This window comes from Shewanella sp. SP2S2-4, from assembly GCF_031932025.1.
In the GTDB taxonomy this organism is placed as follows: Bacteria; Pseudomonadota; Gammaproteobacteria; order Enterobacterales; family Shewanellaceae; genus Shewanella; species Shewanella baltica.
Window position 1 is genome coordinate 32,486 of sequence record NZ_JAUOER010000027.1, and the last position, 26,776, is coordinate 59,261.

General features: G+C 44.8%; 27 protein-coding genes and 1 pseudogene. 17 read left to right on the top strand and 11 right to left on the bottom strand.

Going from position 1 to position 26,776, the window contains the following annotated elements; translation table 11 throughout:
* Positions 1-88: 88 nt before the first annotated feature.
* Entirely contained in the window at positions 89-550 is a 462-nt protein-coding gene (locus tag Q4Q54_RS18150; RefSeq protein WP_311989189.1) for an EVE domain-containing protein, read from the bottom strand.
* A 277-nt stretch (positions 551-827) separates the two neighbouring features.
* Between Q4Q54_RS18150 and Q4Q54_RS18155 the strand changes: the two genes are divergently transcribed.
* On the top strand, positions 828-1,208 hold the full coding sequence (locus Q4Q54_RS18155) for a DUF6508 domain-containing protein (protein WP_006082114.1): 381 nt from the start codon (positions 828-830) through the stop codon (positions 1,206-1,208).
* 139 nt (positions 1,209-1,347) lie between these two features.
* Entirely contained in the window at positions 1,348-3,060 is a 1,713-nt protein-coding gene (locus tag Q4Q54_RS18160) for an AMP-binding protein (protein ID WP_311989190.1), read from the top strand.
* A gap of 102 nt (positions 3,061-3,162) precedes the next feature.
* On the opposite strand, the gene Q4Q54_RS18165 is transcribed toward Q4Q54_RS18160, so the two are convergent.
* Positions 3,163-3,435 carry a PGPGW domain-containing protein gene (locus Q4Q54_RS18165; RefSeq protein WP_259571760.1) on the bottom strand — a complete coding sequence of 91 codons (273 nt, stop codon included), beginning with the start codon at positions 3,433-3,435 and terminating at the stop codon, positions 3,163-3,165.
* A 270-nt stretch (positions 3,436-3,705) separates the two neighbouring features.
* On the opposite strand from Q4Q54_RS18165, the gene Q4Q54_RS18170 reads away from it, so the two are divergent.
* The 3 genes and pseudogenes from Q4Q54_RS18170 (at position 3,706) to Q4Q54_RS18180 (ending at position 6,594) form a co-directional block, all read left to right on the top strand.
* Positions 3,706-4,452, top strand: coding sequence for a transporter substrate-binding domain-containing protein (locus Q4Q54_RS18170; RefSeq protein WP_311989191.1), 747 nt, complete (start codon positions 3,706-3,708; stop codon positions 4,450-4,452).
* 161 nt (positions 4,453-4,613) lie between these two features.
* Positions 4,614-5,642 (top strand): M14 family metallopeptidase, encoded by a 1,029-nt coding sequence (locus Q4Q54_RS18175; protein ID WP_311989192.1) that lies wholly within the window; start codon positions 4,614-4,616, stop codon positions 5,640-5,642.
* Positions 5,639-6,594 (top strand): annotated as a pseudogene (locus tag Q4Q54_RS18180) (alpha/beta fold hydrolase). The gene Q4Q54_RS18175 and the pseudogene Q4Q54_RS18180 overlap by 4 nt, the downstream one beginning before the upstream one ends.
* A 4-nt stretch (positions 6,595-6,598) precedes the next feature.
* Here Q4Q54_RS18180 and Q4Q54_RS18185 read toward each other — a convergent pair.
* Entirely contained in the window at positions 6,599-7,006 is a 408-nt protein-coding gene (locus Q4Q54_RS18185) for a YccF domain-containing protein (RefSeq protein WP_006086172.1), read from the bottom strand.
* A 285-nt stretch (positions 7,007-7,291) separates the two neighbouring features.
* On the opposite strand from Q4Q54_RS18185, the gene Q4Q54_RS18190 reads away from it, so the two are divergent.
* From Q4Q54_RS18190 to Q4Q54_RS18205, 4 genes are all read left to right on the top strand, one after another.
* Positions 7,292-8,290: a pyridoxal-phosphate dependent enzyme gene (locus Q4Q54_RS18190; RefSeq protein ID WP_311989193.1), complete on the top strand. Its 999-nt coding sequence runs from the start codon at positions 7,292-7,294 to the stop codon at positions 8,288-8,290.
* Positions 8,291-8,402: 112 nt separating this feature from the next.
* Positions 8,403-9,116, top strand: a complete 714-nt coding sequence (locus Q4Q54_RS18195; protein ID WP_311989194.1) for an NrtR DNA-binding winged helix domain-containing protein — start codon at positions 8,403-8,405, stop codon at positions 9,114-9,116.
* 283 nt (positions 9,117-9,399) lie between these two features.
* A complete protein-coding gene (prs, locus tag Q4Q54_RS18200; RefSeq protein WP_311900434.1) occupies positions 9,400-10,305 on the top strand; it encodes a ribose-phosphate diphosphokinase in 906 nt (301 codons plus the stop codon).
* Positions 10,306-10,315: 10 nt separating this feature from the next.
* On the top strand, positions 10,316-11,788 hold the full coding sequence (locus Q4Q54_RS18205; protein ID WP_311989195.1) for a nicotinate phosphoribosyltransferase: 1,473 nt from the start codon (positions 10,316-10,318) through the stop codon (positions 11,786-11,788).
* Positions 11,789-11,975: 187 nt separating this feature from the next.
* Here the strand turns inward: Q4Q54_RS18205 and Q4Q54_RS18210 are convergent, their stop codons facing one another.
* The 5 genes from Q4Q54_RS18210 to Q4Q54_RS18230 all read right to left on the bottom strand — a co-directional run bounded on the left by Q4Q54_RS18210 (position 11,976) and on the right by Q4Q54_RS18230 (position 15,574).
* Positions 11,976-12,236, bottom strand: coding sequence for a hypothetical protein (locus Q4Q54_RS18210; protein ID WP_311989196.1), 261 nt, complete (start codon positions 12,234-12,236; stop codon positions 11,976-11,978).
* A gap of 300 nt (positions 12,237-12,536) precedes the next feature.
* On the bottom strand, positions 12,537-12,710 hold the full coding sequence (locus Q4Q54_RS18215) for a hypothetical protein (RefSeq protein WP_006082106.1): 174 nt from the start codon (positions 12,708-12,710) through the stop codon (positions 12,537-12,539).
* Between the two features lie 783 nt (positions 12,711-13,493).
* On the bottom strand, positions 13,494-14,222 hold the full coding sequence (locus Q4Q54_RS18220; RefSeq protein WP_311900437.1) for a ChrR family anti-sigma-E factor: 729 nt from the start codon (positions 14,220-14,222) through the stop codon (positions 13,494-13,496).
* Positions 14,215-14,877, bottom strand: coding sequence for a sigma-70 family RNA polymerase sigma factor (locus Q4Q54_RS18225; protein WP_311900438.1), 663 nt, complete (start codon positions 14,875-14,877; stop codon positions 14,215-14,217). Before Q4Q54_RS18225 ends, Q4Q54_RS18220 begins: the two co-directional genes overlap by 8 nt.
* Positions 14,878-15,022: 145 nt before the next feature.
* Positions 15,023-15,574, bottom strand: coding sequence for an LON peptidase substrate-binding domain-containing protein (locus tag Q4Q54_RS18230; protein ID WP_311900439.1), 552 nt, complete (start codon positions 15,572-15,574; stop codon positions 15,023-15,025).
* A gap of 101 nt (positions 15,575-15,675) precedes the next feature.
* Between Q4Q54_RS18230 and Q4Q54_RS18235 the strand changes: the two genes are divergently transcribed.
* Together Q4Q54_RS18235 and Q4Q54_RS18240 are read left to right on the top strand one after the other, a co-directional pair.
* On the top strand, positions 15,676-16,290 hold the full coding sequence (locus tag Q4Q54_RS18235) for a class I SAM-dependent methyltransferase (protein WP_311900441.1): 615 nt from the start codon (positions 15,676-15,678) through the stop codon (positions 16,288-16,290).
* 193 nt (positions 16,291-16,483) lie between these two features.
* Complete coding sequence (locus Q4Q54_RS18240; RefSeq protein WP_106650828.1) at positions 16,484-17,428, top strand: chemotaxis protein CheV; 945 nt, start codon at positions 16,484-16,486, stop codon at positions 17,426-17,428.
* A 196-nt stretch (positions 17,429-17,624) separates the two neighbouring features.
* Here the strand turns inward: Q4Q54_RS18240 and Q4Q54_RS18245 are convergent, their stop codons facing one another.
* Both Q4Q54_RS18245 and Q4Q54_RS18250 read right to left on the bottom strand, forming a co-directional pair.
* Entirely contained in the window at positions 17,625-18,266 is a 642-nt protein-coding gene (locus Q4Q54_RS18245) for a hypothetical protein (RefSeq protein WP_311989197.1), read from the bottom strand.
* Between the two features lie 51 nt (positions 18,267-18,317).
* Complete coding sequence (locus Q4Q54_RS18250) at positions 18,318-18,677, bottom strand: DUF2750 domain-containing protein (RefSeq protein ID WP_006082098.1); 360 nt, start codon at positions 18,675-18,677, stop codon at positions 18,318-18,320.
* Positions 18,678-18,930: 253 nt separating this feature from the next.
* Here Q4Q54_RS18250 and Q4Q54_RS18255 point away from each other — a divergent pair, with 253 nt between their 5' ends.
* The 3 genes from Q4Q54_RS18255 to Q4Q54_RS18265 all read left to right on the top strand — a co-directional run bounded on the left by Q4Q54_RS18255 (position 18,931) and on the right by Q4Q54_RS18265 (position 21,058).
* Positions 18,931-19,065 carry a hypothetical protein gene (locus Q4Q54_RS18255; RefSeq protein WP_259580676.1) on the top strand — a complete coding sequence of 45 codons (135 nt, stop codon included), beginning with the start codon at positions 18,931-18,933 and terminating at the stop codon, positions 19,063-19,065.
* 43 nt (positions 19,066-19,108) lie between these two features.
* The gene (locus tag Q4Q54_RS18260) at positions 19,109-20,431 is read left to right on the top strand and encodes a lytic murein transglycosylase (RefSeq protein WP_311900442.1); all 1,323 of its coding nucleotides are present in this window, start codon (positions 19,109-19,111) and stop codon (positions 20,429-20,431) included.
* Positions 20,432-20,569: 138 nt separating this feature from the next.
* A complete protein-coding gene (locus Q4Q54_RS18265) occupies positions 20,570-21,058 on the top strand; it encodes a peptidylprolyl isomerase (protein WP_006082096.1) in 489 nt (162 codons plus the stop codon).
* A gap of 225 nt (positions 21,059-21,283) precedes the next feature.
* Here the strand turns inward: Q4Q54_RS18265 and Q4Q54_RS18270 are convergent, their stop codons facing one another.
* Positions 21,284-23,227 carry a M1 family metallopeptidase gene (locus Q4Q54_RS18270; protein ID WP_311989198.1) on the bottom strand — a complete coding sequence of 648 codons (1,944 nt, stop codon included), beginning with the start codon at positions 23,225-23,227 and terminating at the stop codon, positions 21,284-21,286.
* Positions 23,228-23,478: 251 nt separating this feature from the next.
* Between Q4Q54_RS18270 and Q4Q54_RS18275 the strand changes: the two genes are divergently transcribed.
* The 3 genes from Q4Q54_RS18275 (at position 23,479) to ushA (ending at position 26,553) form a co-directional block, all read left to right on the top strand.
* Positions 23,479-23,706: a DUF3389 family protein gene (locus Q4Q54_RS18275; RefSeq protein ID WP_006082094.1), complete on the top strand. Its 228-nt coding sequence runs from the start codon at positions 23,479-23,481 to the stop codon at positions 23,704-23,706.
* A 93-nt stretch (positions 23,707-23,799) separates the two neighbouring features.
* A complete protein-coding gene (locus Q4Q54_RS18280) occupies positions 23,800-24,471 on the top strand; it encodes a carboxylesterase (protein WP_311989199.1) in 672 nt (223 codons plus the stop codon).
* Between the two features lie 363 nt (positions 24,472-24,834).
* A complete protein-coding gene (gene ushA, locus Q4Q54_RS18285; RefSeq protein WP_311989200.1) occupies positions 24,835-26,553 on the top strand; it encodes a bifunctional UDP-sugar hydrolase/5'-nucleotidase UshA in 1,719 nt (572 codons plus the stop codon).
* Positions 26,554-26,776: the final 223 nt, after the last annotated feature.

A 26,776-nucleotide genomic window follows, 5' to 3' on the forward strand; every position in this document is an offset into this window, starting at 1 on the left:
GTTAGTGCAGCGGCAATGCTTGATGCGGCCAACAATAGGCGATACTAAATGAACCTTAGCTGAACGTTACTGAGTCGAGATGCTTGACTCAAGGGGTTAACATTAGCACAGCTTGCCATTGTTCGGCGGTCACAGGTTGGATACTCAGCCTTGAGCCCTTAGACACTAAATACATGTCAGCCAATTGTGGCAGGTTTTTCATCAAGCTTAAGGGAATAATATCGTTAAATTTTTCGACAAAGCGGATATCCACTCGTAGCCATCTTGGTTTAGTAGGATCTGACTTAGGGTCGAAATACTTAGATTCGGGATCGAAGGCTGTGCTGTCGGGATACGCATTTGTCACGACTTCAGCGATACCAACAATACCGGGTACTTTGCAGCTTGAATGGTAAAAAAATACCTGATCGCCAATCTGCATCTCATCGCGCATAAAGTTACGCGCCTGATAGTTACGTATCCCATGCCAAGCTTCGGTTTGGTTCGGGCAAGCCTTAAGATCATCTATGCTGAATTCGTCGGGTTCCGATTTCATAAGCCAGTAGTTCATCTTGTTTCCTTTATTCATAGTTGCCGTTAAGCGCTTCAATATCCCTGAGTTTATCTTAATTTTATCGAACACCCCAGTTCGTCACTCATATCAAGCATTGTGAGTTTGATTAAGTTTCGGTTCAGATAAGGTGGCTTAGCCTGTGGGCAGCAATCTTATTTGGTATGCCTTATGCAGATTCTCGATACTAAGGCAAAGCGTCAAATTCGATCTCGGTTTGTGATTGGTGCCATACAAGTTGTGGCAGCAGTGGCAATCAAAACCTGTGAGGTGTGTTATGGGAACTTCAACAATGACGTCCGACTGTGGTTTATACACTAAATATCTTAAGGATTTTACAGCCGGTGATGTGATCCTAAGCCATGAGCGGATGCTGGAATTTATTAATGACCTGACTACACAAGGTTGGTTATTGGCAAATTTCACTTGGGACTATTGGTATAACAACAGTTACTTAGTCGATAAACCCGCCTACATTCGTGAAGCGAGCATAGCACAATGCAAGTTGCTGCTGACCGCCATGACGCGACTTGAGGTCTTTAGCCCTGGCGTGTTAGAAAATATGCGCCGCCAAGGGATTTTACTGGCCATTGTTGAGCGCTTGCAAAGTTTAAATGTGCCTAAGTCGAGTACTCATCTTGAATTTATCAGTCGCTAACCCCGCACTTTAATGGATTGTTATTTAATCGATTATCTTACTCTTTAGTCTAATAAAGTGCTTTTTTGCTTGTGACATGATCCGTGGATTGGTTAGTTTGGACCTCGCTAACCATAATAATAAATGCACGGAGGCCTTAATGTCAGTTCCAACAAGCCAAGTTATCAGTCCGCTCAACGTCAGCGAGTTTCATGGTGTGCGATCACCGAAACTCGTTGAGAAAACCATAGGTCAGTATCTTGATGAGATTGCGGCAACGTATCCCGACCAATTAGCCGTTGTCGTACATCATCAACATATCCGCTGGAATTACCACCAATATCTCGCTCAAATCGAGGCGCTCGCCACAGGATTATTAAAACTCGGTATTAAGTCCGGCGATAGAGTGGGCATTTGGTCACCCAACAATATTGAATGGTGTTTAACCCAATATGCGACCGCTAAAATTGGCGCCATCATGGTGTGTATTAACCCCGCTTATCGGCCTGAAGAGTTGCAATATGCGCTGAGTAACGTGGGTTGCCGCGCGGTAATTTGTGCCGACAAGTTTAAATCCAGCAATTACCTCGAAATGCTATACGAATTGGCGCCTGAGCTAACTTCTTGCCCTGCTGGTCAATTACAGGCGAAGGCTGTTCCTGAGCTCGAGTTTGTGATCCGTATGGGCGCTGAAAAATCCGTCGGCATGTTGAATTTTGATGATCTGCTCGTCGATGTGACCGCCGATGACAAGGCGGCACTCGAGAGTATCGGTAAAGCATTAAGCCCGTATGATTCGATTAATATCCAGTTTACCTCTGGCACGACGGGTAGCCCGAAAGGTGCGACCTTATCCCACCATAACATTTTGAATAATGGCTATTTAGTCGCAGAGGCGATGAAGTTTACCTGCCACGATAAACTCTGTATTCCTGTGCCCTTATACCATTGTTTTGGCATGGTACTCGGCAGTTTAGTCTGCTTAGCCAAAGGCGCCGCGGCTGTGTTCCCCGGCGAATCCTTCGATCCCTTGACGACATTGCAAGTGATTGAGCAAGAGCGTTGCACCGCTTTACATGGCGTACCGACCATGTTTATTGCCGAGCTTGAGCATCCTGAATTTACGCGTTTTGATTTGAGTTCTTTACGAACCGGCGTGATGGCGGGGGCTACTTGCCCAGAAGAAGTGATGCGCCGTGTACAAAATCTCATGTATATGAAGGAAGTACTGATTGGTTATGGTCAGACTGAGTGCAGTCCGCTCAATCATATTACTGAAATCAACTCGCCGGTTGAGAAACGTGTGCTCACCGTTGGCCGTGCTCTGCCCCATACCGAAGTGAAAATAGTCGACGAATTTGGTGAAGTGTTGCCAATTAATCAACCCGGTGAAGTCTGTAGTCGCGGTTATTGCATTATGCAGTGCTATTGGAACGATCCCGAAAAAACGGCGGCGACCATAGACAGTGCGGGCTGGCTACATTCTGGCGATATCGGCCAAATGGATGAGCAAGGTTATGTGCAAATTGTGGGTCGCATTAAAGATATGATCATTCGCGGTGGCGAGAATATCTATCCCCGTGAGATTGAAGAGAAACTTTACACCCATAAAGATGTGCAGGATGCGGCTGTTTTTGGCGTTCAAAGCGATAAATACGGTGAGGAAGTGTGTGCTTGGATCAAAGTCCGCTCTGGCGCGACGATTACCGAGGAAGATATTCGTCATTTCCTTACTGAGAAGTTTGCCTACTTTAAAGTACCGCGTTACATCAAGTTTGTGGAACAGTACCCAATGACAGTGACGGGGAAAATTCAGAAATTCAAAATGCGCGAGCTGATGTATCAAGAGTTATATGAAGATATTAATGCTTAAGTGATGTGATTTGGCGAGCCTGCTTTTTTGACTTTCAAGCCGCGCAATGCGGCTTGAATTTTATTCAGTCTATAGGTGTCGTTTAACCGACAACTTAACGAGTTAACGGAAGAGTCGACGAGTCATGCCATCAAGCCAAGCCGCACTTTGAGTTAACTTTCGCTGACTGCGACGCAGCGCCAGCTTTGCCCACGCATATTGTGTGCTGAGCAGCGCCAATCCTAAGATAATCAAGAGTAAACCTGGGCCGGGTAAGAGTAAAAAGACCAGCCCGAGCAAGGTTAAAGCTGCGCCAATCAAAGTGATCCCCGCTTTAGTTATCGCGCCTTTTGCATGGGAGGACGGCGCGAGATTGAAAAAGGTAACTTTGCGCATAGGAGTTGGCCTCATGGTGAGTTAATCGAATCAAGCTGTACTGTCAGCTGACTATCAGTTGTGTGCTAACTGTATATCAGTTTTCAGTCTAATCCTTTGCTCATTTATTGGCAGCTTATGTCGTCAGCCTAATTGTAACAAAACTTCACTTCCCCGCAGTGGCTTCATGGCTATACTAAAACCAGAGAAAAAATCTTGGCAGATAAAAACTAAAGCTCAATTTGTCGATGATTTAGTAGTCAATCCATTCTGCAGGCTAAGGAGTCCCAAATGGTTCGATGGCGTTCAATGCTCCTTGCGTGTTGCCTTTCCTCCATGGGATTGAGCACAGTGAAGGCGGATACCTTAATGCTGACATCCTTACTTTGGCCGCCTTATTCGGGGCAGCAGTTAGCAGAGCAGGGCGCGAGTATTGCTGTGGCGCGGGCGGCGCTCAAAGTGATGGGGCACCAATTAGAAGTGGATTTTTACCCATGGAGCCGCGCAGTAAAGCTCGCCAGTATGCCTAATTCAGACTATCTGGGTTATTTTCCTGAATATTATTTTGAGACTGAAAAGTTTGTTTTTTCTAAATCGATTGGCGACGGTCCTTTGGGACTGGTGGAGCAAAAAGCCCATCCTGTGAGTTGGAATTATGTCGAAGATCTGAATCGCTATACCTTAGGTGTGGTGAAAGATTACGTGAATACTCAGGCGTTAGATCGCATGATTACCACAGGCGTTCAGCCGACTGAAGCGGTGACTTCAGATGAGCACAATATTAAGAAAGTGGCCGCCGGCCGTATTGATGCGGCGGTAATCGATGTCAACGTGCTGCACTATTTACTTAAGCAAAAGCCCTTGCAGCCGCTGGCGGAAAAACTACAAATCAACCGCCAAATTTTAGCGAATAAGCAGCTTTATATCGCGTTTCGTAATACCGAAGAAGGTCGACGTTGGCGAGATATTTTCGACCAAGGCTTGGCGCAAATTGACGTCGAAACCATCATTGGAGAGCTACTGTATCGTGAAGACTAATGCATGATTTAGGTTAGTGTGCTCTCTAGTTTTTCCTCTATTTTCAGCCTATTCCTCTTAAAATTACATCAGATATTCCGCTTGTCATCATTCTGTCTTTGTTCACTATTAGCATCACCTTAACGGCATGAGTTGCTCTCTCATTTTTTGATTAAGGTGACATGAATAAACTTCCCTTTGAGTTAGATACGCTGCAACAACTCATTGATACTCATCATCTTAAGTTGCAGTATCAAATTCTTGCCGACATCCCATTTCGTCACGAACATTTTCCTCTCTATAGTGTTGAACTGGGCGGAGGAGATAATCCCTGTCCGACAGTACTCTTTGTGGGCGGCGTGCATGGGGTTGAACGTATTGGCTCTCAAGTCATCTTGGCATTGCTGAACAGTTTGTTGCAGCGGCTGGTGTGGGATAAGCATCTACAACAGATGTTAACGGGCGTGCGGTTAGCTTTTGTGCCTGTGGTGAATCCCGTTGGTTTATTTATGGGAACGCGGGGCAATGGCAATCAAGTGGATTTGATGCGTAACGCCCCGATAGAATCTAGCGAAAAAGTCTCTTTTATGGTCGGAGGACAGCGGATATCGTCGCGGCTGCCTTGGTATCGCGGCATGGGGGGAATGGAGCTTGAAACCGCCGGTTTAGTTGCCTATGTACAGCAATTGCTGAGCCGCAGCACCAGTTTGATTTCCCTCGATGCTCACTCAGGCTTTGGCTTGAGTGATCATATTTGGTTCCCCTACGCCCATACCCGTACCGCCTTCGAAAATGCCAATTATATTTTTTATCTAAAACAATTATTTGAACAGAGTTATCCCCATCATGGCCATTATCGGCTCGCACCCCAGAGTCAGTTTTATCGCACCCATGGGGATATTTGGGATTACCTCTATCGCCAACATCAAGTGGCCGATCCCCATGCTCAGGTACCGTTTCTGCCTTTGACATTGGAGATGGGATCCTGGGCTTGGATAAAGAAAAACCCCAGACAAATATTTAATTTTGCAGGTTTTTTCAATCCGCAGAAAACACATCGTCACCACAGAATTTTACGCAGGCACACAGTGCTGATGCAATTTATGATGGAAGCGGCCTACGCCCAATCGTTAGAGCAGTTAACGCCTGAACGTTTGACTGAACTCACTGAGTGCGCGCGGCAGTATTGGTATCGGGAGCCACAGTCATGACAACTTGGGTGTTATTGCGGGGATTAATGCGTGATCAGCGCCACTGGAATGGCTTCGATCAGCGACTGCGACAAAAGGGGCTGCGAGTACTGACTCCTGACTTGCCGGGCAATGGAACGCTATCAACCGAGGCCAGTCCGCTTAAGATTGCTGACTATGCTCATGTCGTGTGGCTGCAATTGGATGAGCAGGTACAAGAAGGAGAAGCCATTTACCTTCTCGGTTTGTCTATGGGCGGTATGTTAGCGCTGGAAATGGCGCGTCAGCGACCTTGGCAGATAAGGCATGTATTTGTACTAAACAGCAGTGCGGCAAATTTATCTGCTTGGTATCAAAGATTTAATCCACTGAATGCATTGAAGGCGTTTTTCTTGCGGGCTCGAGGTAAAGCCTTACATCCCATCGAGTCGACGATAGTGCGTTTAACCAGTTTTCGTCATCGGCGAGACTGCAGTTTAATTGCCGAATGGAGTGAATTTCGCCGCCAATCGTCGCCAACTATTCGTAACGCCTGGCGGCAACTGTGGGCGGCTTTTCAATATCAGTGTCCATTGACCGTGGAAGTGCCGATAAGTGTACTCTGTGGCGACCGTGATGCTTTGGTGAGCATGGCATCGAGCAAAGCCTTGGCACAGCACTTTCACACGGATTTGATAGTATTAGCGTATTGCGGTCATGATGCGGCCATTGATGCCCCTGCAAAACTGGCACACTATCTGTTGGCAATTGTGGAGCCGACTAAGCCGCAAGCTGAGGTTCAAGAGGATGATGAACCTGCCCATGCGCAATATGCCCATACTCAATACAGTTGCAACGATTTACTGGAGGAAGAAATGGCTTTTAACGAGGCGATATTTTCAGTGTGGGATGAAAAAGCGCTATCCATTCTCCACAGTAAATCATCGACAGTAAATCATCGGCAATGAACAGCGCTAAGACGGTTAACTCATAATCGATTAGGCTTTAGCCACAACGGTTTGGCCTATCGGTGTTAGGCTGAGTAACGCCAGTTTAAGATGCTGTATTCCAAAGGGAATACCGATAATAGTCACAAAACAGGCTAAGGCATGGACCAGGTGACCTATGGCTAACCAGATCCCAAACAGCAAGAACCAAATAATATTTCCCACCATGCCTAGGGCACCTGTGCCTAAATCGTCACGTCCGGTCAAGTGACGACGGCTGATTTGTTCTTGGCCAAAGGGCCAGAAGGTCATTTCACCGATAACAAAGCAGGCGCGGCCAAAGGGAATACCAATAATGCTGATAAAACACAGGATACCTGCGAGCCACCAAGCGAGTCCCATCACAAATCCACCGAGCACAAACCAAGCGATGTTGAATATTAAGCGTAATACTGCCATTGAAAACTCCTTATGTTACTTTTTTAGCCTTTATCGTCAGCTGTAATGAATGCTGTTAGCTTTGATAAACTGAATATATGCCAATGAGTAAGCGAGAAACGTGCCAATTATTTTATTTTAAATAATCAATAGCTTAGGGCTATCCGTTTAAGCTTTATTTGTGATTTTCACTAATTCTTCGCTAAATTGCTAATTTCTTAAGAGCAGAAGATCAAAGGTGGCGTTAAACTAGCTATTCCATCCAATGGCTTAAAAGCCAGAGTATTTAATCGTTTGAGTAGCCTGATGTTTGCAAATTCCCCCGTCGATATTTTTGCCTTTGCTGGTCGAGAAATATTTCTAAAACGTGATGATTTATTGCATCCAGCGTTTAGCGGCAATAAAGCACGTAAATTCGGCTACTTTTTAGATCATGAGTTTGCAGGCATCAACAAGGTGATAGGCCACGGCTCACCCTTAGCGAACTCTTTGTATTCCCTATCAACATTGGCCAAGATGAAAGGCTGGCAGTGTGATTTTTATGTTGACCATATTGCCAGTCAAATAGTCAAGCATCCCACGGGGAATTACGCTGCGGCATTGGCAAATGGCGCCAATATTATCGACTTAAGTGAGTTAATGGCGCAAAAGCAGACGTTTACTCAGTCGCAATCTGAACCTCAGGTTTTGTTAGAGATTAATGCTAGATCTGAGCCTGCTTTACAAACGGGTGGTGCACGACTGAGTTGCCAAGAGTATATCGAGACTCAGGTACTCGCGAATGAATCTACGGCGCTTTTTATCCCAGAGGGCGGGCGCTGTTCCTACGCTGAATACGGGGTAAATGTATTAGCGCAAGAAATAGTGCAATTTGCGCAGGCGAATGATTTAGTCGATTTAACGGTATTTTTACCGTCGGGGACGGGGACGACGGCGTTATTTTTAAATCAGTACTTTATTCGTCAGCAAACGGCGATTCGCGTTGTGACTTGCGCTGTGGTGGGCGGCGATGATTATTTACGTTTGCAATTCTCTATGCTTAATCCAAATACTCTCGAGCATCCACAGATAGTGAATGTCGGCAAAAAATATCACTTTGGTAAACTCTACCCAGAATTTTATGCCATGTGGCAGCGCGTTTGTGCCTCAGGTATTCAATTTGAACTACTCTACGATCCCTTAGGTTTTATTGTGCTTGAGGATTACTTACAGCGTAGTGAATTAGGTCATGTGATGTATTTGCATCAAGGCGGAATATTAGGGAATGAGACCATGTTGCCGCGTTATCAGCGTAAATTTGGCTAAAGTAGCTAAGTCCACGGTGCAGGATATTTACTTAGTGACGCTAAGACATAATGTGTTTGAAGCTGTGTCATGCCTAAGTTAAGCTTATGACATTGAATGATGGGGAATACTCATGACTGAAGCGGAATATCTTGCCAATTACGATCCTAAGGCTTTCAAGGCTCAGCTACTGACAGTGGATGCCGTATTGTTTACCTACCATAATCAGCAGCTTAAAGTACTCTTAGTGCAACGTTCAAACCATCCTTTTTTAGGTTTGTGGGGATTACCCGGAGGCTTTATAGATGAAAATTGCGATCAATCCTTAGAACAAACCGTATTACGTAAACTGCATGAGAAAACCGCGGTAGTGCCACCTTATATTGAGCAGCTATGCACTGTGGGTAATAGTGGCCGTGATATAAGAGGCTGGTCCGTGACTGTGTGTTACACCGCCTTGATGAGTTATCAAGCCTGCCAAATCCAAATTGATTCAGTGAGTGATGTTAAGTGGTGGCCGTTAGAGGATGTGTTACAGATGCCATTAGCGTTTGATCATCTGCAGTTAATTGAGCAAGCGCGGGAACGCTTAACACAGAAAGCCTTATATTCTTTAGTGCCAGGCTTTGCACTGTCTGAACCTTTTACCTTGCCAGAACTGCAGCATGTACATGAAGTTTTACTGGGTAAGCCTATCCAAGGTAAATCTTTTCGTCGGCGGGTTGAACAGGCCGATTTATTGATCGATACCGGATTGAAGCGCACTGAACGGGGGCGTCCTGCGAATTTATACCGCTTGAAACCCGATACCGCATCGTACCGATTCTTAAGAAATTTAGAATGTTGATCAAAGTCGTTGCAGATTGAAACGCGTTTTCATGGGGCTAATGACAACTGCTTATGTTTTAGGTTTTGATATTACTCAACAGCTTTTTTCCTATTCAGTTACCTAAATTGCATATAGTGTCTAAAAGACACTATATGCAATTTAGGTATATCAATGGCTTTTATTTCGTCATAAATAGTCTAAAAATCAACTTTACATAATAATGTCTTTAAGACACTATTGGTTCTGTAGACAACAAGGGCGCCGTTAATTGCGGTAATCTTGCCATAGACAGGAGGTTAGTATGTCTCAACGTATTCAAGCATCTAAAAGCATTCAAGCGTATCAAGGCACTGTTAACGCTCAACAACTGCAAGCCGATTTTTATCAGTTACCCGCAGCTAGTGATGAGGCTCATTACCGTTTATTTCAATTTGGCGCGGGGGAGAATCATGTTCAACTGCTGGTTCCTCCAGCGAAACGCGTCACACTTTTCTTCGGCTATCGTGGCGATCATTCCATCATGCAGCTCTTGCTGTTAACTGATGCATTACGCCGCAGCGGTGCAGAGCAAATCGATCTGTTACTGCCTTATATGCCGGGCGCCCGCCAAGATAGAGTGTGTAATGTGGGCGAGGCCTTATCGGTAAAAGTCTATGCCAGCCTGATTAATCAGCAGCAATATGCTTCAGTCAGCATTTTTGACCCGCACAGCGATGTCACCGCCGCATTGTTAGACCGAGTACAAGTTATTGACAACCACAGCTTTGTCGCCGCGATTGCAGCTCAATTATCGGGTGAGCTAGTGTTAGTCTCGCCCGATGCAGGGGCGAATAAGAAAGTATTCGGCTTAGCGAAAGCGTTACAGGGAATGCCGGTGATCAGGGCCGATAAGCATCGTGATGTGGTCAATGGTCATATTATCGCTACCGAAGTGTTTTGTGATGATTTATCGGGTAAAACCTGCTTAATCGTCGATGACATTTGTGCTGGTGGCAGAACCTTTATCGAACTTGCCATCAAGTTAAAGCAAAAGGGGGCCCAAAGCGTCATTTTGATCGTGTCACATTATGAAGATAAGGCCAGCGAATCGGCTCTGCGCGAAGTGGGCATCGACAGATTATTTTGTACCGATAGTTTAGGTGTCCCTGCACATATTTCGAGCGAGTTCTGTGATTGCCATGCTGTTTTGAGTTATATGAATCATTAAGGAAAATATTATGTACTTGAATCCCGTTACCGCCATTGATGGTTACAAAGTCGACCACCGTCGTCAGTATCCCGATAATACTCAAGTGATTTTTAGTAACTTGACCGCCCGTAAATCCCGTCGTGGTTATACAGACCAAATGGTGTTTTTTGGCTTGCAGTATTTTATCAAGCATTTCTTGATCGACAGTTGGAACCGTGATTTCTTTCAACAACCCAAAGATCAGGTCATTCGCCAATTCTCCCGCCGTATCAATAACTATCTCGGGCCAAATAATGTCGGTACTCAGCATATTGAGGAGTTGCATGATTTAGGTTATTTACCAATAAAAATCATGGCATTACCTGAAGGCTCAGTGTATCCACTAAAAGTGCCTTGCTTGGTTTTGTACAATACCGATGAGCGGTTCTTTTGGTTGACCAATTACCTCGAAACCATCCTTTCCGCGAATGTGTGGGGTATGTGTACCAGTGCCACAACCGCGCTGCAATACCGCAAAATATTTGAAACTTACGCGCTAGAAACCGATGGTGACATCGCATTTGTTGATTGGCAGGGCCATGATTTTAGTTTCCGCGGCATGTATGGTGCAGAGGCTGCGGTAATGAGCGGCGCCGCCCATTTACTCAGTTTTACGGGTACAGATACCATTCCCGCGATTGATTTTCTTGAGCAATATTACCGTGCCGATAGTGATCATGAACTTGTCGGTGGCAGTGTGGCCGCAACGGAGCACAGTGTAATGTGTGCGGGTGGTATGGAGAATGAATTAGAGACGTTCCGCCGTCTGATTGAAGATATTTATCCTAGCGGCATTGTCAGTATCGTTTCTGATTCTTGGGATTTTTGGCAGGTGATGACAGAGTTCACCGTTGCCTTAAAAGACCGTATTCTTGCGCGTGAGGGCAAAGTGGTGTTTAGGCCTGATACGGGTTGTCCGGTGAAGATCATTTGTGGTGATCCACAAGCAGCTGTGGGGAGCCCTGAGTATAAAGGCGCTATCGAGTGTTTGTGGGATGTCTTTGGGGGCAGCACAACTGCCAAAGGTTACAAATTACTCGATAGCCATGTCGGACTGATTTATGGCGATTCAATCACCATTGAGCGGGCTGAAGCCATTTGTGCCGGCTTAAAGGCCAAAGGTTTTGCGTCAACCAATATTGTGTTTGGGATTGGCAGTTTTACCTATCAACACGTGACCCGAGATACCGACGGTTACGCGGTGAAAGCGACCTTTGCGAAAGTTGATGGTAAAGACAGAGAAATATTTAAAGATCCTAAAACCGATGACGGTACTAAAAAATCAGCTAAGGGACTGGTTGCGGTGTTTAAAGATGAGCAAGGGCAATTTTATCTTAAAGATCAAGCGAGCTGGCAAGATGTTAACAATTGCGAGTTTGTCCCCGTATTTGCCGATGGTGAACTCTTAACTGAATATTCTTTGGCAGATATTCGCGCAAGGTTGGCAGAGTCCAGACGTTGAGCCTATAGAGTTGTAATTTTTAACGGCTATAGACAATAGCTAAGATAAAACTGGCAATGTGATTTCTATCAGGATCATATTGTCAGTTCAGTTCAGTTCAGTTCAGTTCAGTTCAGTTCAGTTATGAATTTATGTTCAGTCGTATAAGTAAAACGCCCCATCAATAGTTAAATGCAAATACAAGCGATTAAGGCAGCAACTGGTTTCGCTTAAGGATTTTATAGGTACGTTGGGCTATCTTTTCGAGGTTTTTTAAATCTTTTAGGCTGGGTATCGCATCTGAATATTGCCAATAGCTGATTTCTGCATCGAGCATTTCAAGCATTTTTTTCGAACAACCTAAACATTGTCCCTGGCACAATTGTGCTTCTTCTAAGTTGAGTGGAATAGTCGCTTTGATCTGGTTTATCAAGCTTTGCATGGCGATTTGGGTATTGGGTTTTGGCATAGAAGAGGTACTTAACAGTATTCATGGGAATGAATATTAGCGGATGCTGCAGTGGAAGTGGGTGATCTAAGCTGGATTTGACTCATTTGGTTCGGCAGGTATCTGTGTGAGAGAGATACAGCCTGAACCAAATGTGTTCGTCATGATGACGTAAAAAAGGATAGCGTGTTCGTGACATTCGGCTATCAGTTTACTTAAGTGCTCGGTACTGCGAAGAGAATGGAAACCGATTAAATACACTTGAGCAAACGGGGTATTACAGTACTTATTTCTAACTTATCGTCTAATTTATTTTTTGACTTATTTGTTTGCGGACAATAACCATTTCATAAAGCTGATGGCTTCTGTACGTTTTGAAAAAGTCTGTCTGTTTTTACCTTGACGATCGGTAAAAGCAATTGAGGTTTTATTTACTGAGATTGAATCTACAGGGAAGTTCACTGTAATTTCATGTCCATTAATTTTGTATGACATATGCCACACTCCTTTTTGTTAATTCACCCATAGGTGAGATAGTTGTAACTATAAAATATCCTTAGCAATTTGCGAAAGATTCGTTCTATTGAGTATCGAGGTTACCCCATCTTTGATTCATTAATCAAGAGATGCTTAATCGATAAATAATACATGCTGTCGATTATGCCAATGGACTAACTTGATTCTGCCAGTTGACCATAGCTTAATGACAATACTATGACAGTGTGGAGAACAGTAAGTTCACAGACATAACCACATGATTTTAGTGGTATCGAATGCTTGAGCTTATGGGGTTTTGCTTGTAGTAGGCTTTCTTTATGAGGACCGAACTCTGATTGCTAATAGTCAGGCTGGTTTAAAAAGGTAAACAACAAGGTGTTTCTCAAAACGACGTGCAGTATATCAATAAAAATAGCTTATGCAAGTTTAATTTTTATCCAATGTGATTATTTGTTGATTGATGTTGAGTTAACGTGAATTGTTTCTGGCTATTCATTTGATTTAAAGAGTGAAGCTTAGCATGGAACATGTCCTTATCTTGTATCTGGCTGCAATGCTGAGTGTCCATATTACGGCTTTTTAGGCGAATAGGATGTTGTTACTGCTAGCAAATTGAATAAAAAACTCACGCAAATAGAATAAAAAATCCCACTGAAATAGGTTATTTCAATGGGATTAATGGCCGTCATTTAGTAACTAAAAATTTAGTAATTGAAAATTTAGCAGCGGACTCATTTTAAAACGGAGTAAATAAGTCATGTTAAAGCACTGGCTACAGGCTTAATAAATCAGTTCACCTATGGGGTTAAGCAACTTGCTTAGGCCTTTGGTAAAATGCAGCGGCGCATCTAACACTGTGTAGCATAAGCAACCGTCAACGGTTTTAGGTGAGTGGTGATGTTGGCTATCGAGCACAATAAAATCACCTGGCACATAGTCACCGTTAAGATCCGAAAACGCTCCCGCTAACAATAGGGTTAACTCATAGCCCTTATGGGTATGTTGGGGGATTTCACCTTGCGCATCTATGTGTAATAAGCTCGCGCGGGTGTTCATTTCATCGACATCAAAACGCATGCGACTGACTTTGCCTAAGATTTGCCAAGGACGGGCCAAATGCTGGCGAAACACCGACGGTACTGTGTAATGCTGTTGTTTTACTTGAACATCCAGAGGAGCGTTACTAGGCACATCCGTTGCCGCAGGTTGAGCCATGATTTGCGCCAGCATAGCGTCAATATCCATCACTGGTACATTAGTAGCTTGAGTGTTTTCAGCCTCAATATGCGCAGTGTGAATCGACTCTTGGTCTGTATGATTTGCAGCATGAGCATGAGCGCCATCTGGATTTAATGCTGAATTGGCGGCTTGCTCTGTTAATAGGGCAAGTTGCTCACGACACGTCTCACATAACGCGCAATGCGCTGATACCGCGATGGCCATAGACAAAGGTAAGTCCCCATTCGCATGGCTCACGAGTAATTCTGGTTGGGGATGATGCTTAATCATTGTGTGTCTCCAAGAAACTTTTCAACTTTTCTAGCCCGAGTCTTAATCGTGACTTTATGGTGCCTATTGGCACCTTGAGGGCATCGGCTAACTCTTGTTGAGTGAGTTCTTGCATGTAAATACCTTGCACGACTTGTCGTTGCGCGAGGGGAAGGGCATCAAGATGTTGGAGGAGTTTCGCCGTCAATTTATGATCAGTGAGTGTGTCTTGAGCCATGGTTGCATCGCACAATGGCCAAATATCATCGCCAAAGGTATCTTCTTTATTGTGTTGTACTCGTCTCAGCATATCGAAACACTGATTACGCATTATGGTAAACACCCAAGTTGTCACTGAGCCTTTTTCAGCATTGTACAGGTGGGCCTTAGTCCACACGCTGGTCATAGTTTCTTGAACTAAATCCATGGCTAAGCCTTGTTGATTCAGTCTTTGCAAACCAAAGGCGCGGATCTTGGGCATAAAATGCTGGAATAAGTGCCCAAAGGCGGCTCTATCACGCTTATCTGCTACTTGAAGCATGAACGTGATTAAAGCATCTGCTTGAGGCTCGCAGGTTTTAACAGCGGAAATGTCGTTATCCATAGCCGAATGAGTCAGAGACGTGATAGGGCCATGATACCGATTTTGCCTGCTTTGTGATTGAATATTTTCCATTATTTTCGCTCTTATCCCAGTCATTAGTCCTGATGTTGACATCAGTAACGACAACATTGAGAGGCTTGATTCGTTTCTGAGCCCAGTTTTACTGTCAAACTATCAATCAATACGGACTGGCTTAAATAAAGGATCATTCACAGGGCTATTTTATCACGGCTCTCAATAGGTCTCGGGTCATAATATGATCTAAGGCATTAATGCAGGTGTACTTTTCGGAGGCTTGCACGGGTAATATTTCTAGCCAGCGTTGGCAGACCCAAGCAATATCCTCGAACTGTTCCGCTTGGTAGTGCTTGAGATGTTGCGGATATTCCTTGATGATATTTTGTAACATTTGGCTCAAGTAACGCTCATCGGTCGCAATACGTACAGCAGGCCAATTGTCGATAAAGCTAACATCGCCGCGCTTTAATCCATCGTCTTCGACACGGATTTCATTGAGTTTAAAGCGCTGCGCACCTTGAATACTGATCCCTAAAAAGCCATCGGGTAGGGTTTCAAAATCAATAATATGCACTAAGGTGCCTATGGGCTGAATAGTTTTACCATCCTCTTCGAGCATACATAAGCCGAATCCTTCGCCTGACTTTAACGATTCGGCGACTAAACGCTTATATCTAGGTTCGAATACCCGCAGTTGTGTGTAACCTTCGGGCAATAAACAAATGGGTAGTGGGAAAAGAGGTAATTTCATCGTGGCCTCTGGTGAACTTATGTTCCTATCATTACGTACCATAGTGGCAGTTCGATCAGTAAAATTATTCAACAATAGTTTACCCATATTTAGAGGATGGCATGAAATTAAATCCATTTGAAAAAAAGCTCGTTCAGCATCCAATACGTTTTTGGCTACAAAATCATCTCGAAGCGCCTTTACTGACTTCTATGATGCCTAAACCTATGGCCCGCTGCGAGCGTGCATTAGAAATCGGCTGTGGGTTTGGTAATGGTATTCAGTTGATCCGCGAGCATTTTGGCGCAGGACATATCACGGCCGTGGATATCGACCCCGAAATGGTCGCAGCGGCGCAATCTCGTTGGCAAGCTCGGCCGCAGGGCTTAAAAGGGCTGAGTTTCTCGGTTGCCGATGCTTCTAGTCTTCCCTTTGCCGATGGCGAGTTTGATATGGTGTTTGATTTTGCCGTATTCCACCATATTCCAGATTGGCAGGCGGCCATTAAGGATGTTGCAAGGGTACTGAAACCAAACGGTTACTTTGTGATAGAGGATTTATATCGCGCGGCGATTTGTAATCCATTAAGCCGACGCTTATTTGAGCATCCACAGCAAAATCGGTTTAATCACCGCGAGTGGTTACTTGTGCTGCGTCAATCGGGGTTTGAGATAATCTGCGACAGAAATGCCTTGGATCTTGCGGGCATGGTGCTTGCCCAGAAAGTGCAGCGTTAGGCGACAGTGTCGCTGACCTAAATTGAATATGCGTTTTGAATGGGTTGAATATTCGCGCTTTTGCGAGAGTGGTTGTAATTTTTAGATAAAATAGACTCACGGCATGGTTCTTCATGGGAGTTTACCGCTATAATTTGAGCTAATCCGTCGCATGTGAGGAAAGGATTTTCCTCAAGAGTAGAGAAGCAGCATTATGGCAAACGTACTTGCAACCGTAGATCAGCGTACCAAACTCGTGGGTGAGAACCGCCTCGAGTTGTTGCTCTTTAGCATTAATTCCACGCAGTTATTTGCCATCAACGTCTTTAAAGTTAAAGAAGTGGTCAAGCTTCCTCCCCTTAATGCTATGCCTGGGAGTCATCCTCATATTTATGGTGTTGCTAATATTCGCGGCATTTCTATCCCTGTGATTGATTTACGTTCGGCGATTGGGTTTAAACCTTTACCGCCGGATGATGATGCCAATATGATCATCACAGAGTATAACCGCAGCGTGCAGGGCTTCTTAGTCGGCAAGGTTGAGCACATTATCAACATGACATGGAGCGATATCATGCCGCCGCCGAAAACGGCGGGGCGCAATAATTATCTGACGGCAATTACCCGCATCGAGCACCAAGGCAAATCGCAACTAGTGTCGATTATCGATGTAGAGAAAGTGCTAGCTGAGATTATTCACTACGATATTAGGCTTTCTGAAGGTGTGCTCGATGAAACCTTAGTCCATGAAATGCCAGGCAGAAAAATCTTGATCGTGGACGATTCATCGACCGCAAGGCGTCAGGTGCGTGAAACCTTAAGCCAACTAGGTATAGAAATCATTGAAGCCTCGGATGGCTTGCAGGCGCTGACGTTATTACAGAAATGGCGTGATGAAGGTAAGCAAGTGTCTAAAGAATTACTGATGATGATTACCGATGCCGAAATGCCCGAGATGGACGGCTACAAACTGACCTCTGAAGTTCGCGGTGATAAAGCTATGTCAGATCTATATATTACCTTGAATACTTCACTGAGCGGCAGTTTCAACCATGCCATGGTTGAGAAGGTCGGTTGTGATAAGTTTATTTCTAAATTCCAGCCGGATTTACTCGTGGAAGTGGTACAAGAAAGATTAAGACAAGTAATCAATCACTAAGCATCTTGAGATTCTACCTATCGGTGATTGGCCTTGTGTTGGTCATCGGTAGGCTCAGCGCTTTTAATAATTGCTTTTAATAACTGTTTTAAATATGGCCTGTTTATATCAGACTTTTAATATCAGCCATTCAATCGTCACCTTTCCATCGATTCTGTGCAAATCCTACCAAATTACCTTTTTATTTAACGCTCGATTACGAGGCGAATTCGGCTTCTACATCTTGTAATACTTGGCGTTTCATTTCTTTGGCGGCGGCGATATGGATGCGGGCGAGTCGTAGGGCGTAGTTAAATCTTGCTCGGCCGACGAGGCGCACCAGTTCGGCAAAAAACTGCGGGTCTAAGGTGAATTGCGTCGAGTAGTAGTGGATTGCAGCATTGACTGAGTTAAAGGTCACGCCATCAAATTCGAAACCTGCGTTATAACCTTGGTCGTCAATTTCTTCGCCTTCTAATACCAGTGGCCAGCCGGGTGCATTGATACGGTCGCGGGCAATCTGGTACATCATCCAAGCACTTTTCTTAAAGCCTTCAAACACTTTGCAGGAAAATTCAGACTCGGCAAGTTCTTCTTCGGTCCAATTAATCCCAATCGCGAGGTGTTTTGCATAAATGCGCATCAGTGCATCTTTGACGGCCATACGACAATCCCATATTGAGCTCAAAGGATGTTGTTTGGCTAATCGTAAGCATTCGCTGCAGGCGGGCACGGCTAACGAAGGATGTGGCGTATGTGTGTGGGCAATATATTCGAAGCGTTGATTGCTCGGTTCGCCGCAAAACCAACAGGTATGACGTTGGTCGAAGGGAATATCGATAAGCGGGATAGCAGACATCAAGGAATGAGCACCTCAGTCCTTGATGTCATTAATGGCATATTGAAGGGATTAAACCTCTTCAACATCAACCAAATCTTTTGCTAAAACAATAGGATCAAGTTCAAGGCAATCTTCATCAGTCTGCCAATCCACACCGATCAACACACCATCGTCGTTGAGATCCGACACCCAATATTCCAGAAATTCTTCTAATGAAATAGCAACGGGTTGGTAGTCGTGCCATTCGTCGCTGCAATGGGATTTTGCAGTGGCTTCACTTGACCACAATGGCATCACATCTGTGTCTTCAAATTCTGAAGAGTCACAAACGACCCAGCCTTCGCCAGTTTCATCCATTAGACCCCAAAGCGTCTGATGTTGTTTTACATTTTTGATAAAGCCAGCCAAAGCCGCATTGATTTCAGTCATGATAGGTCTCTTTGATGTGTGCTGTTAACTTATCCATTATACGGTAACATGCTGCGATACCAAGGGATTCTTTGTTAAGATTTTTCTTGTGTTGGATAACTGAGCAATAAGCCGGTGCCACAAGGTATTTATGGCGATAAGGATTGTGTTACGTGTCGCTATGGGTCAGGATTATTGGCAATGATAAGCCTTGATGCAGTGTGCTTTACTGTTCAAGTGTGACTCAGATAGAGGCTTTCCGTGGGGGAGAAACATGTCTTCTATACCCTTGGCCGTTAAAGGTTTTTTTGTAGTAGAACCTTTAACTCGTTATGCCAAGGTGAATATCTCTCTAGGGCAATGCCTTCTCGAAGAAGGAAGATTGTCGTGTTTAGCCACAGCAGTGTGATTACTGTGTCATTGTTGTGAAATCAAATATTGGAGTTGTTGATTTGATTAAAATTAAAGGGTTAACTTATCTGTTTGCGAGTATTGCCGCCTGTGTCAGTCTGAGTGCCTGTTCCAGCGTGCCAGCGGCGAGTGCCAGTTCCAACACTAGCGCAAGTGCTAACGCAGTCAGTAGCAACGCAAGTGGCATAGCCGCAGAAGCCAACCCAATGCCCGATATCAGTGCTAGCGTACAAGCGAATGCCGAGGCATTTCCGAGTTGTTTGACTGGGCTACAAGCGCGGGCGCGCACCGAAGGGCTGTCAGAGGCGACGATTAACTCGACCATTGCAAATTTGAAATTTGTGCCTCGGGTGATTGAGCTCGATCAGCAACAACCTGAATTCAGCCAGACCTTCGATAATTATTTCAGTAAGCGCGCCACCGAATGGCGCGTCAATGAAGGCCGTCGCTTACTGAAAAAACACAGCGTTTTACTCAATCAACTAGCTAAAGAATATGGCGTGCCGCCGCAATATATCTTGTCTTTTTGGGGGCTTGAAACTAACTATGGTTCCTATAAAGGCAAGATGTCGGTATTAAATTCGCTCGCGACCTTGGCCTGTGAGCCACGCCGTAGCAATTATTTCACTATAGAATTGATGCAAGCCTTAAAGCTGAAAGAAAAGTATCAGTTTGATGATGACACTATGGTGGGATCATGGGCTGGCGCCATGGGACACACGCAATTTATGCCGTCGGCCTACGCCAAATATGCCGTTGACGGTGACGGCGATGGTAAAGCCGATTTATGGAATAGCACCACTGACGCGCTGACTTCCGCCGCGAACTTTTTACAGCACTTAGGCTGGCAGCGAAATGAACGCTGGGGCCGTGAAGTCTTATTACCAAAGGATTTTAGTTACAGCCATTTAGGGGCAAAGCAGCCCTTGGCCTTATCTGAGTGGGCTGCGCTCAATGTCACGCAAGCGAATGGTCAACCTTTGCCCGCCGTGGATATTCAAGCCGCGATGTATTTGCCAGCAGGCCATACAGGGCCTGCCTTTTTAGGCTATGAGAACTTCAATGTGATCATGCGTTGGAATCGCTCCGAGTATTATGCCATCACAGTGGGGCATCTCGCCGATCGCATTAATGGTGGCTTACCTTTGACAGTGAGCCCGCCAGAACAGCCACGCTTAAGTCGCGAGCAAGTTAAGCAATTGCAAGCAAAACTGAATGAGGCCGGATTTGATGTTGGCAAGCCAGATGGCGTGTTAGGGCGTAACTCTGTGGCAGGATTGCAAGCCTTTCAACGGAGCAAACAGATGATTGCCGATGGCTTCCCAAGCCCAGAGGTGTTTAGCGCTTTAGGACTATCACTTTAGTTACTGTAGTTACGGTAGCAAAAGAGCGCTTGCCGCGGGTTTTGAGCGCTTTTAGGCCGGATAAAAAAGTGGAGTGAAAAGCTCAGTTTTGTTAAGCTCGGCCCACAATTGAAATCGAAGAAAATCAAAGGATATTCGATGAGCATTAAAGACGATATGGTTGTGCAGTTTAACTACACACTGCGTGACGAGAAAGGCGAAGTGATTGAGACGAACGAAGGTCGCGATCCGATTGCCTATTTACACGGTCATGACAACATGATGCCTGGTGTAGAAAACGCGATCAATGGTAAAGCCATCGGTGAAAAATTCACTGTGACTTTACCTGCTGCCGAAACATACGGTGAGCGCGTAGCGGATGCTGATGCGCACCAACGTGTGTCGGTTAAGCACTTATTGGGCGCGACTGCGTGGAAACCGGGTATGACTGCTGTGGTCAATACTGACCAAGGTCAACGCCAAGTGACTATCGTTAAAGTGGGTAAGTTTATGGCGACTGTGGATGTCAACCATCCATTAGCGGGCCGCGAACTGACATTTGATATCGAAGTCGTTGGTGCCCGTGACGCGAGTGATGAAGAAATCGCCCACGGCCATGCCCATGGCGCTGGTGGTCATCACCACTAATTTTCAGGCTTCGGACTCGTCTTCGAACTTGGCTTTTATCTGACTCAATGTGAGATGAATATAAGTTCAGTATGAGTTGAATGAATCGAGGCAGAAGATTGAATAGCAAAAGCCCAAACCTAGGTTTGGGCTTTTTGTTTTTATGGCGCTAACGGCTAATGGCTAACGGCTAATGGCTAACGGCTAATGGCTAACGGCTAATGGCTAACGGCTAACGGCTAACGGCTAATGGCTATGTTCATGCTCGAGTGGTTTGTCGGCAAACATCATATCTAGGCTTGCTTGGGTTTGTGGATGATAGCCGCTGCGAGCCTTAAGATAGACGCTCTTGGCCCAATCGTATTGATTTGTGCTTGCAAGCTTTTGGTATAACGGCACGATTAAGCGCATGCGGCCAATATGGGTTAAGTGTTGTTTTAATGCGGGTAGTACCGCGTAATAGCCGTTGTCTAGGGCGAGCGAATACCATGCAAAAGCAATTTCACTGTTGCCTGTGCCCGTAAAATGGAACGCCTTATCCAGCTCGGCAAGCTTGGTTTGGTCTAGATTGACTCTTGGCATTTCGTTGATAAACCTTAACCACTGGTGCACTGTCCAAGTGTTGGTTTTCAACTCGCTTGCGCTAAGTTTACCGTCGAGCCAAGTTTGCCTTTGGGCATCGACATCATCGAAGGCGTGGGAGTTGGGCTGCACCAAAAATGATGGCAAACCTTGCCCTTCAATCCAAGTGTCCACTTCAGCCACACTGACCACATTGGGGTATTTGTTTAATAGATTCAAAGATAAATACTCACGGAACAGCGCCGTGGTAATGCTTTGAAATGCAAAATGATTGAAGTAGCTTTTCACAAAAGCATCGAAGCGTTCGCGGCCAAATTTCTGCTCTAAAAAGAGTAAGAACAACTGGCCTTTCACATAAGGGACACCGCTGAAGGCCTCGTCGGGTGAGCGTTTGCCAAGATCCACATGTAGCACTGAATCGTCAGGCGTGAGTTCTGCAAGCTCGGCAAGTAATTCTGAATAGCCAATGGTTTGCTCCATTAGCGCTCGGTCACGGCCGTAGAGATCTTCCATAATGCGGTTCTCAACATAGGTCGTAAAACCTTCATTAAGCCAGAGATCGCGCCAAGTCGCGTTGGTGACTAGATTACCCGACCAAGAGTGGGCAAGTTCGTGGGCAATCAGACTCACTAAACTTTTATCACCCGCGATCACCGTTGGTGTAATAAAGGAAAGGCGTGGGTTTTCCATCCCGCCGTAGGGGAAGCTTGGCGGCAAGATAAGCAAGTCATATCGTCCCCAGCGATAATCACCGTAACGTTTTGCTGCGATTTTGATCATCTCCGGTGTGTCGGCAAATTCCTTGCTGGCTTTGTCGAGGATTTCTGGCTCAGCCCAAATGCCCGAGATGTTATCTAAAGGGGCGAACTTTAAATGCCCGGCTGCGATGGCGATTAAGTAAGCTGGGATCGCCTGCGGCATAGTGAATTGGGTCTGCGTGCTCGACAGGGTTTTACGATCGGCACTCATGACCACAGTAATGGCTTTATCGGTAGTAATCGTTGCGCTATAGGTTTGGCGCACGGCTGGGGTATCTTGCAGTGGGATCCAGCTGCGAGCATGAATCGCCTGACTCTGACTGAACATAAAAGGTAACTGTTTACCTTGGGTTTGCTCAGGAGTTAACCATTGAATACCGGATGGATTATTCGACGTGTGGTAGTTAATTTTAACTTTTTGGGTATCTTCATCGGCAAGTTTGATGGTCAGCGCCGCGCCTTTTACAGCGTCCGCTTTGGCTAAGGTAAAGGGCAGGCTTTGCCATTTCCCTGTTGAATTCAAAGCACTCACACTGTTAATCGTCAGATCTCGAGTATCTAAGATGAGTTCTTTCCCCGCCTTATGCCAAGCCAAATCGAGGGTGGCTTCTCCGGATAAGCGGCTTTGTCTAAAATCGATGGCAAGGGCTAGTTCAACATGACTCACGCTGACGTCAGTGTAATTGGCATAGGTCAGTGCATCTTGGTTCTGCTGCATCTGTGCTTTTACAACAGTGGCACTAGGTTCAGCGGCTAACGTATTTGGAGCGCTATTGGCATAGGTGCTAGCAAGGAGTTGCAGCGCAAACAAAAGGGCGCTGCTCAGGACGGTACGTCGAAGTGAAAGCATTATTTAACAGCCTAATGATGAAGTATTTTCGTTCGAGTTTTGGGCGATAAGTGCACCAATTTGCCTGGTGTTCTATCGACCTATTCTATTTAGGGCAAAAGTTTACCTGATAATCCACTGGATTTGTTATCTCACTGTTAGCTCAAATGTAATCAAACTTTAATGGCTCGTATGCCGGCAAGGAAATGCCATCGGTAAAAGACCACAAGTTTGCTATGATGGCGGCGTTTTCACATAGGGCGGTTATCAAAATGGTGTTAGATTTTTCGCAGGGTAAGTTAATCGTCACTGAGTTCGAAGTGCAAGTGCGACTCAATGTTGCCAGTATCGTGCTGCAAGCGAGTGCTGAGGATATCGGTTTGAGACGTCAGCCACCTATGTTAATCGCCGATGGTGGCGGTGTGCGTTGGAGCTTAGTGTTGGACTCAAATGCCCAGTTACGTGCGATTCAAGATGTACTGGGAATGGATGCGGAATAAAGTATGCCTGCGTAGTGCAGAGTAGTTAACTTATAGATTTATCATCAGTTTTTAGTTGATGAGTGTTTAATATCGAAGTGAGGATTTTTTGGTATGTCAGTTTCTCTTGAGCGTATTGTCGTTGAACCTAAGACGCCTGCTACAGCCGTGGTCATTTGGTTACATGGATTAGGGGATTCGGGTGCCGGATTTGCCCCCGTAGTGCCTGCATTAGGTTTGCCTGCCGATCATGCTATCCGGTTTATTTTCCCCCATGCACCGGAGCAAGCCGTGACCATCAATGGCGGCTACGTCATGCGCGCTTGGTACGATATTAAAAGCATGGATTTGCACGACAGAGCTGATATGCAAGGCGTGCTTGAGTCGGAGAAAAGGGTTGCTGCATTAATTAATGAACAAATCGCGGCGGGTATTGCGAGCGAGCGTATCGTATTAGCAGGATTCAGTCAGGGCGGAGTTATGAGTTTATTCTCTGGACTGCGTTTCCCCGAGCAACTTGCAGGGATTATGGTACTGTCTTGCTATTTACCGACGGGCGATGTATTACCCGCTGAATTAAGCGCAGCGAATCGCAATACACCCATATTACAGCAACATGGTCTACAGGATGATGTAGTGCCATTATCCGCTGGAACATTAGCCAAAGAAGCCTTAATTACGGGCGGTTATAATGTTGTGTGGCAGACTTATCCTATGCCGCATTCAGTGATCCCTGCGCAGTTAAACGAGATTTCTAAGTGGTTATTACAGCGATTTGAAATGTAGAGAAGTCTAATTGCTGATAAAAGCAGCATGCGGTAAATTAAAAATTGCCCATGCTTGTTTTTTTATGGGAACAATCACTGTTTTCTGTAATGTTTTCTAAGTCATTTATACTGAACGATTTAAACTCATTTATTTCATTTTTATTTTTAATTCTCTAAATATATAGAAATCAGTCATTCAGCTTATTTTTTATATGAAACAAATCTGTCTTAAATCGCCCGCGAATTCCCCTATAAATGTCAAGTTTTTAATAAAAATGACACAATTTATCTTTATTCTTTGTTATTATCCGTGACGCTGAACTTGATGGAGTTCACGGCAATCTTTCTATGATAAAATAATTAAAATCAAGGGGTTGATGTAATGAGACATATGCTTATTAAAGGACTAGTTGCAACTGCTGTTGTCGCTGCGCTTACGGGTTGTAATAATAGTGATGACGATAAAGTCCCAACAACATGTGCTGAAGCGGGAAGCGCTTGCACAACATTTACCGTTTTACACACCAATGATAACCACGGCCGTTTTTGGGAAAACAGTGACGGCGAATACGGTATGGCTGCGCGTAAAACCTTAATTGACAGCATTCGTGCAGAAGTCAGTAAGAATGGTGGTCAAACATTATTGCTGTCTGGTGGCGACATTAATACTGGCGTGCCAGAATCGGATCTACAAGATGCGATCCCAGATTTCACGGGTATGAATAAAATTGGTTACGACGCTATGGCTGTTGGTAACCATGAGTTTGATAATCCATTATCCGTTGTTGATATGCAGCGCCGCCTTGCGGAATTCCCTATGTTAGCGGCGAATATTTACCATAAAGATGCAGATGGCAATCTAGGGGAACGTTACTTTGATGCTTATAAGGTATTCGACGTAAACGGTCTTAAAGTCGCTGTAATAGGTTTAACTACCGAAGATACGGCTAAGATTGGTAATCCAGAATTCATCAGTGGCTTGGAGTTCACCGATCCAAAGACTGAAGTCGCTAAAGTGATTAAAGAAATTAAAGACGCCAAAGCGGCCGATATTATTTTCGCTACCACGCACATGGGTCATTATGCTGATGCTCAAAACGGTAGTAATGCCCCTGGTGATGTGGCTATGGCTCGCGCATTGAAAGAAGGCGATTTGCAAGTGGTTATTGGTGGTCATTCACAAAATCCAGTGTGTATGGAACCAGGTACTGACAACAAAGCCTACGCTGACTTTAAACCAGGCGATGAATGTGCTCCAGATAAACAGAATGGTACTTGGATCATGCAAGCCCATGAATGGGGTAAATATGTTGGTCGTGCAGATTTTGAATACTTTAACGGTGAGCTTCATTTAGCAAGCTATAAACTTGTGCCAGTGAATATGCGTAAACTGGATGACGCGGGCAAGAAGACTGCTGATTTAGCGGGCACTAAGATTGAGCCTGACGCTGAGTTAAAAGAGCTGCTGTCTTACTACCAAGAGAAAGGTCAAGCTAAGTTAGACGAAGTCATAGCAACTACGGATGCTCTGTTAGATGGCGAGCGTGCAAACGTTCGTAATAAGCAAACTAACTTAGGCCGTATGTTAGCGATGGCGCAAAGTGATAAAGTCAAAGCCGATTTTGGCGTGATGAACTCCGGCGGTGTACGTGCCTCTATTCAACCTGGCAATATCACTTACCGTGACGTGCTGACTGTTCAGCCATTCGGTAACATGGTGACTCTGAACGAAATGACAGGTACTGAAGTTGCGGCTTATTTAGGCGCGGTAGGTAGTATTCAAATTGGTTCAGGTGGTTATGCACAAATCACGGGCGTGAAAATGACCATTGACTGCGTAGCTAAGACTGCCAATATCAGTGTCATCAATGGTGAGAACTTCAGCCCAACAGGAACTTATAAGTTCACTGTACCTAGCTTTAACGCTGCAGGTGGTGACGGTTATCCTAAGCTAGAAAGCCCAATCCAAACGGGTTTTGTTGATGCTGATTTACTCTATTCTTTCTTGAAAGAGAAACAAGCGATTAAAGCTGCTGACTACAGTCCGATAGGCGATATTGTTTATGAAAACTCAAACAGTGTTGAAGGTTGCCAACTTTAAGTAATCGAAAGCTACTTAGTGTTTAAATAAAAATGCCACTCAATAGAGTGGCATTTTTTATATTTGATGAAGTATAAAATAATGCTCAATAATTATTGGTGATACATTTAGACTTATTTGTATCATTTAAATGTATATCACTGCATTCGTTTACGATTGAATTAATTTGTATCAAGCCATTTTTTTAATGCCTTTAATTGGTACTAACTTCTTAATGGAATGA

Excerpts from the sequence above, each read along its gene's own strand:
- Q4Q54_RS18280 (WP_311989199.1), top strand. The coding sequence starts at position 23,800 with ATGTCAGTTTCTCTTGAGCGTATTGTCGTTGAACCTAAGACGCCTGCT.
- Q4Q54_RS18155 (WP_006082114.1), top strand. The coding sequence starts at position 828 with ATGGGAACTTCAACAATGACGTCCGACTGTGGTTTATACACTAAATAT.
- ushA (WP_311989200.1), top strand. The coding sequence starts at position 24,835 with ATGAGACATATGCTTATTAAAGGACTAGTTGCAACTGCTGTTGTCGCT.
- Q4Q54_RS18150 (WP_311989189.1), bottom strand. The coding sequence starts at position 550 with ATGAACTACTGGCTTATGAAATCGGAACCCGACGAATTCAGCATAGAT.
- Q4Q54_RS18225 (WP_311900438.1), bottom strand. The coding sequence starts at position 14,877 with ATGGAAAATATTCAATCACAAAGCAGGCAAAATCGGTATCATGGCCCT.
- Q4Q54_RS18235 (WP_311900441.1), top strand. The coding sequence starts at position 15,676 with ATGAAATTAAATCCATTTGAAAAAAAGCTCGTTCAGCATCCAATACGT.
- Q4Q54_RS18240 (WP_106650828.1), top strand. The coding sequence starts at position 16,484 with ATGGCAAACGTACTTGCAACCGTAGATCAGCGTACCAAACTCGTGGGT.
- Q4Q54_RS18175 (WP_311989192.1), top strand. The coding sequence starts at position 4,614 with ATGAATAAACTTCCCTTTGAGTTAGATACGCTGCAACAACTCATTGAT.
- Q4Q54_RS18270 (WP_311989198.1), bottom strand. The coding sequence starts at position 23,227 with ATGCTTTCACTTCGACGTACCGTCCTGAGCAGCGCCCTTTTGTTTGCG.
- Q4Q54_RS18195 (WP_311989194.1), top strand. The coding sequence starts at position 8,403 with ATGACTGAAGCGGAATATCTTGCCAATTACGATCCTAAGGCTTTCAAG.
- Q4Q54_RS18220 (WP_311900437.1), bottom strand. The coding sequence starts at position 14,222 with ATGATTAAGCATCATCCCCAACCAGAATTACTCGTGAGCCATGCGAAT.
- Q4Q54_RS18165 (WP_259571760.1), bottom strand. The coding sequence starts at position 3,435 with ATGCGCAAAGTTACCTTTTTCAATCTCGCGCCGTCCTCCCATGCAAAA.
- Q4Q54_RS18190 (WP_311989193.1), top strand. The coding sequence starts at position 7,292 with ATGTTTGCAAATTCCCCCGTCGATATTTTTGCCTTTGCTGGTCGAGAA.
- prs (WP_311900434.1), top strand. The coding sequence starts at position 9,400 with ATGTCTCAACGTATTCAAGCATCTAAAAGCATTCAAGCGTATCAAGGC.
- Q4Q54_RS18275 (WP_006082094.1), top strand. The coding sequence starts at position 23,479 with ATGGTGTTAGATTTTTCGCAGGGTAAGTTAATCGTCACTGAGTTCGAA.
- Q4Q54_RS18215 (WP_006082106.1), bottom strand. The coding sequence starts at position 12,710 with ATGTCATACAAAATTAATGGACATGAAATTACAGTGAACTTCCCTGTA.
- Q4Q54_RS18230 (WP_311900439.1), bottom strand. The coding sequence starts at position 15,574 with ATGAAATTACCTCTTTTCCCACTACCCATTTGTTTATTGCCCGAAGGT.
- Q4Q54_RS18265 (WP_006082096.1), top strand. The coding sequence starts at position 20,570 with ATGAGCATTAAAGACGATATGGTTGTGCAGTTTAACTACACACTGCGT.
- Q4Q54_RS18210 (WP_311989196.1), bottom strand. The coding sequence starts at position 12,236 with ATGCCAAAACCCAATACCCAAATCGCCATGCAAAGCTTGATAAACCAG.
- Q4Q54_RS18205 (WP_311989195.1), top strand. The coding sequence starts at position 10,316 with ATGTACTTGAATCCCGTTACCGCCATTGATGGTTACAAAGTCGACCAC.
- Q4Q54_RS18185 (WP_006086172.1), bottom strand. The coding sequence starts at position 7,006 with ATGGCAGTATTACGCTTAATATTCAACATCGCTTGGTTTGTGCTCGGT.
- Q4Q54_RS18245 (WP_311989197.1), bottom strand. The coding sequence starts at position 18,266 with ATGTCTGCTATCCCGCTTATCGATATTCCCTTCGACCAACGTCATACC.
- Q4Q54_RS18250 (WP_006082098.1), bottom strand. The coding sequence starts at position 18,677 with ATGACTGAAATCAATGCGGCTTTGGCTGGCTTTATCAAAAATGTAAAA.
- Q4Q54_RS18170 (WP_311989191.1), top strand. The coding sequence starts at position 3,706 with ATGGTTCGATGGCGTTCAATGCTCCTTGCGTGTTGCCTTTCCTCCATG.
- Q4Q54_RS18160 (WP_311989190.1), top strand. The coding sequence starts at position 1,348 with ATGTCAGTTCCAACAAGCCAAGTTATCAGTCCGCTCAACGTCAGCGAG.
- Q4Q54_RS18255 (WP_259580676.1), top strand. The coding sequence starts at position 18,931 with ATGTCTTCTATACCCTTGGCCGTTAAAGGTTTTTTTGTAGTAGAACCT.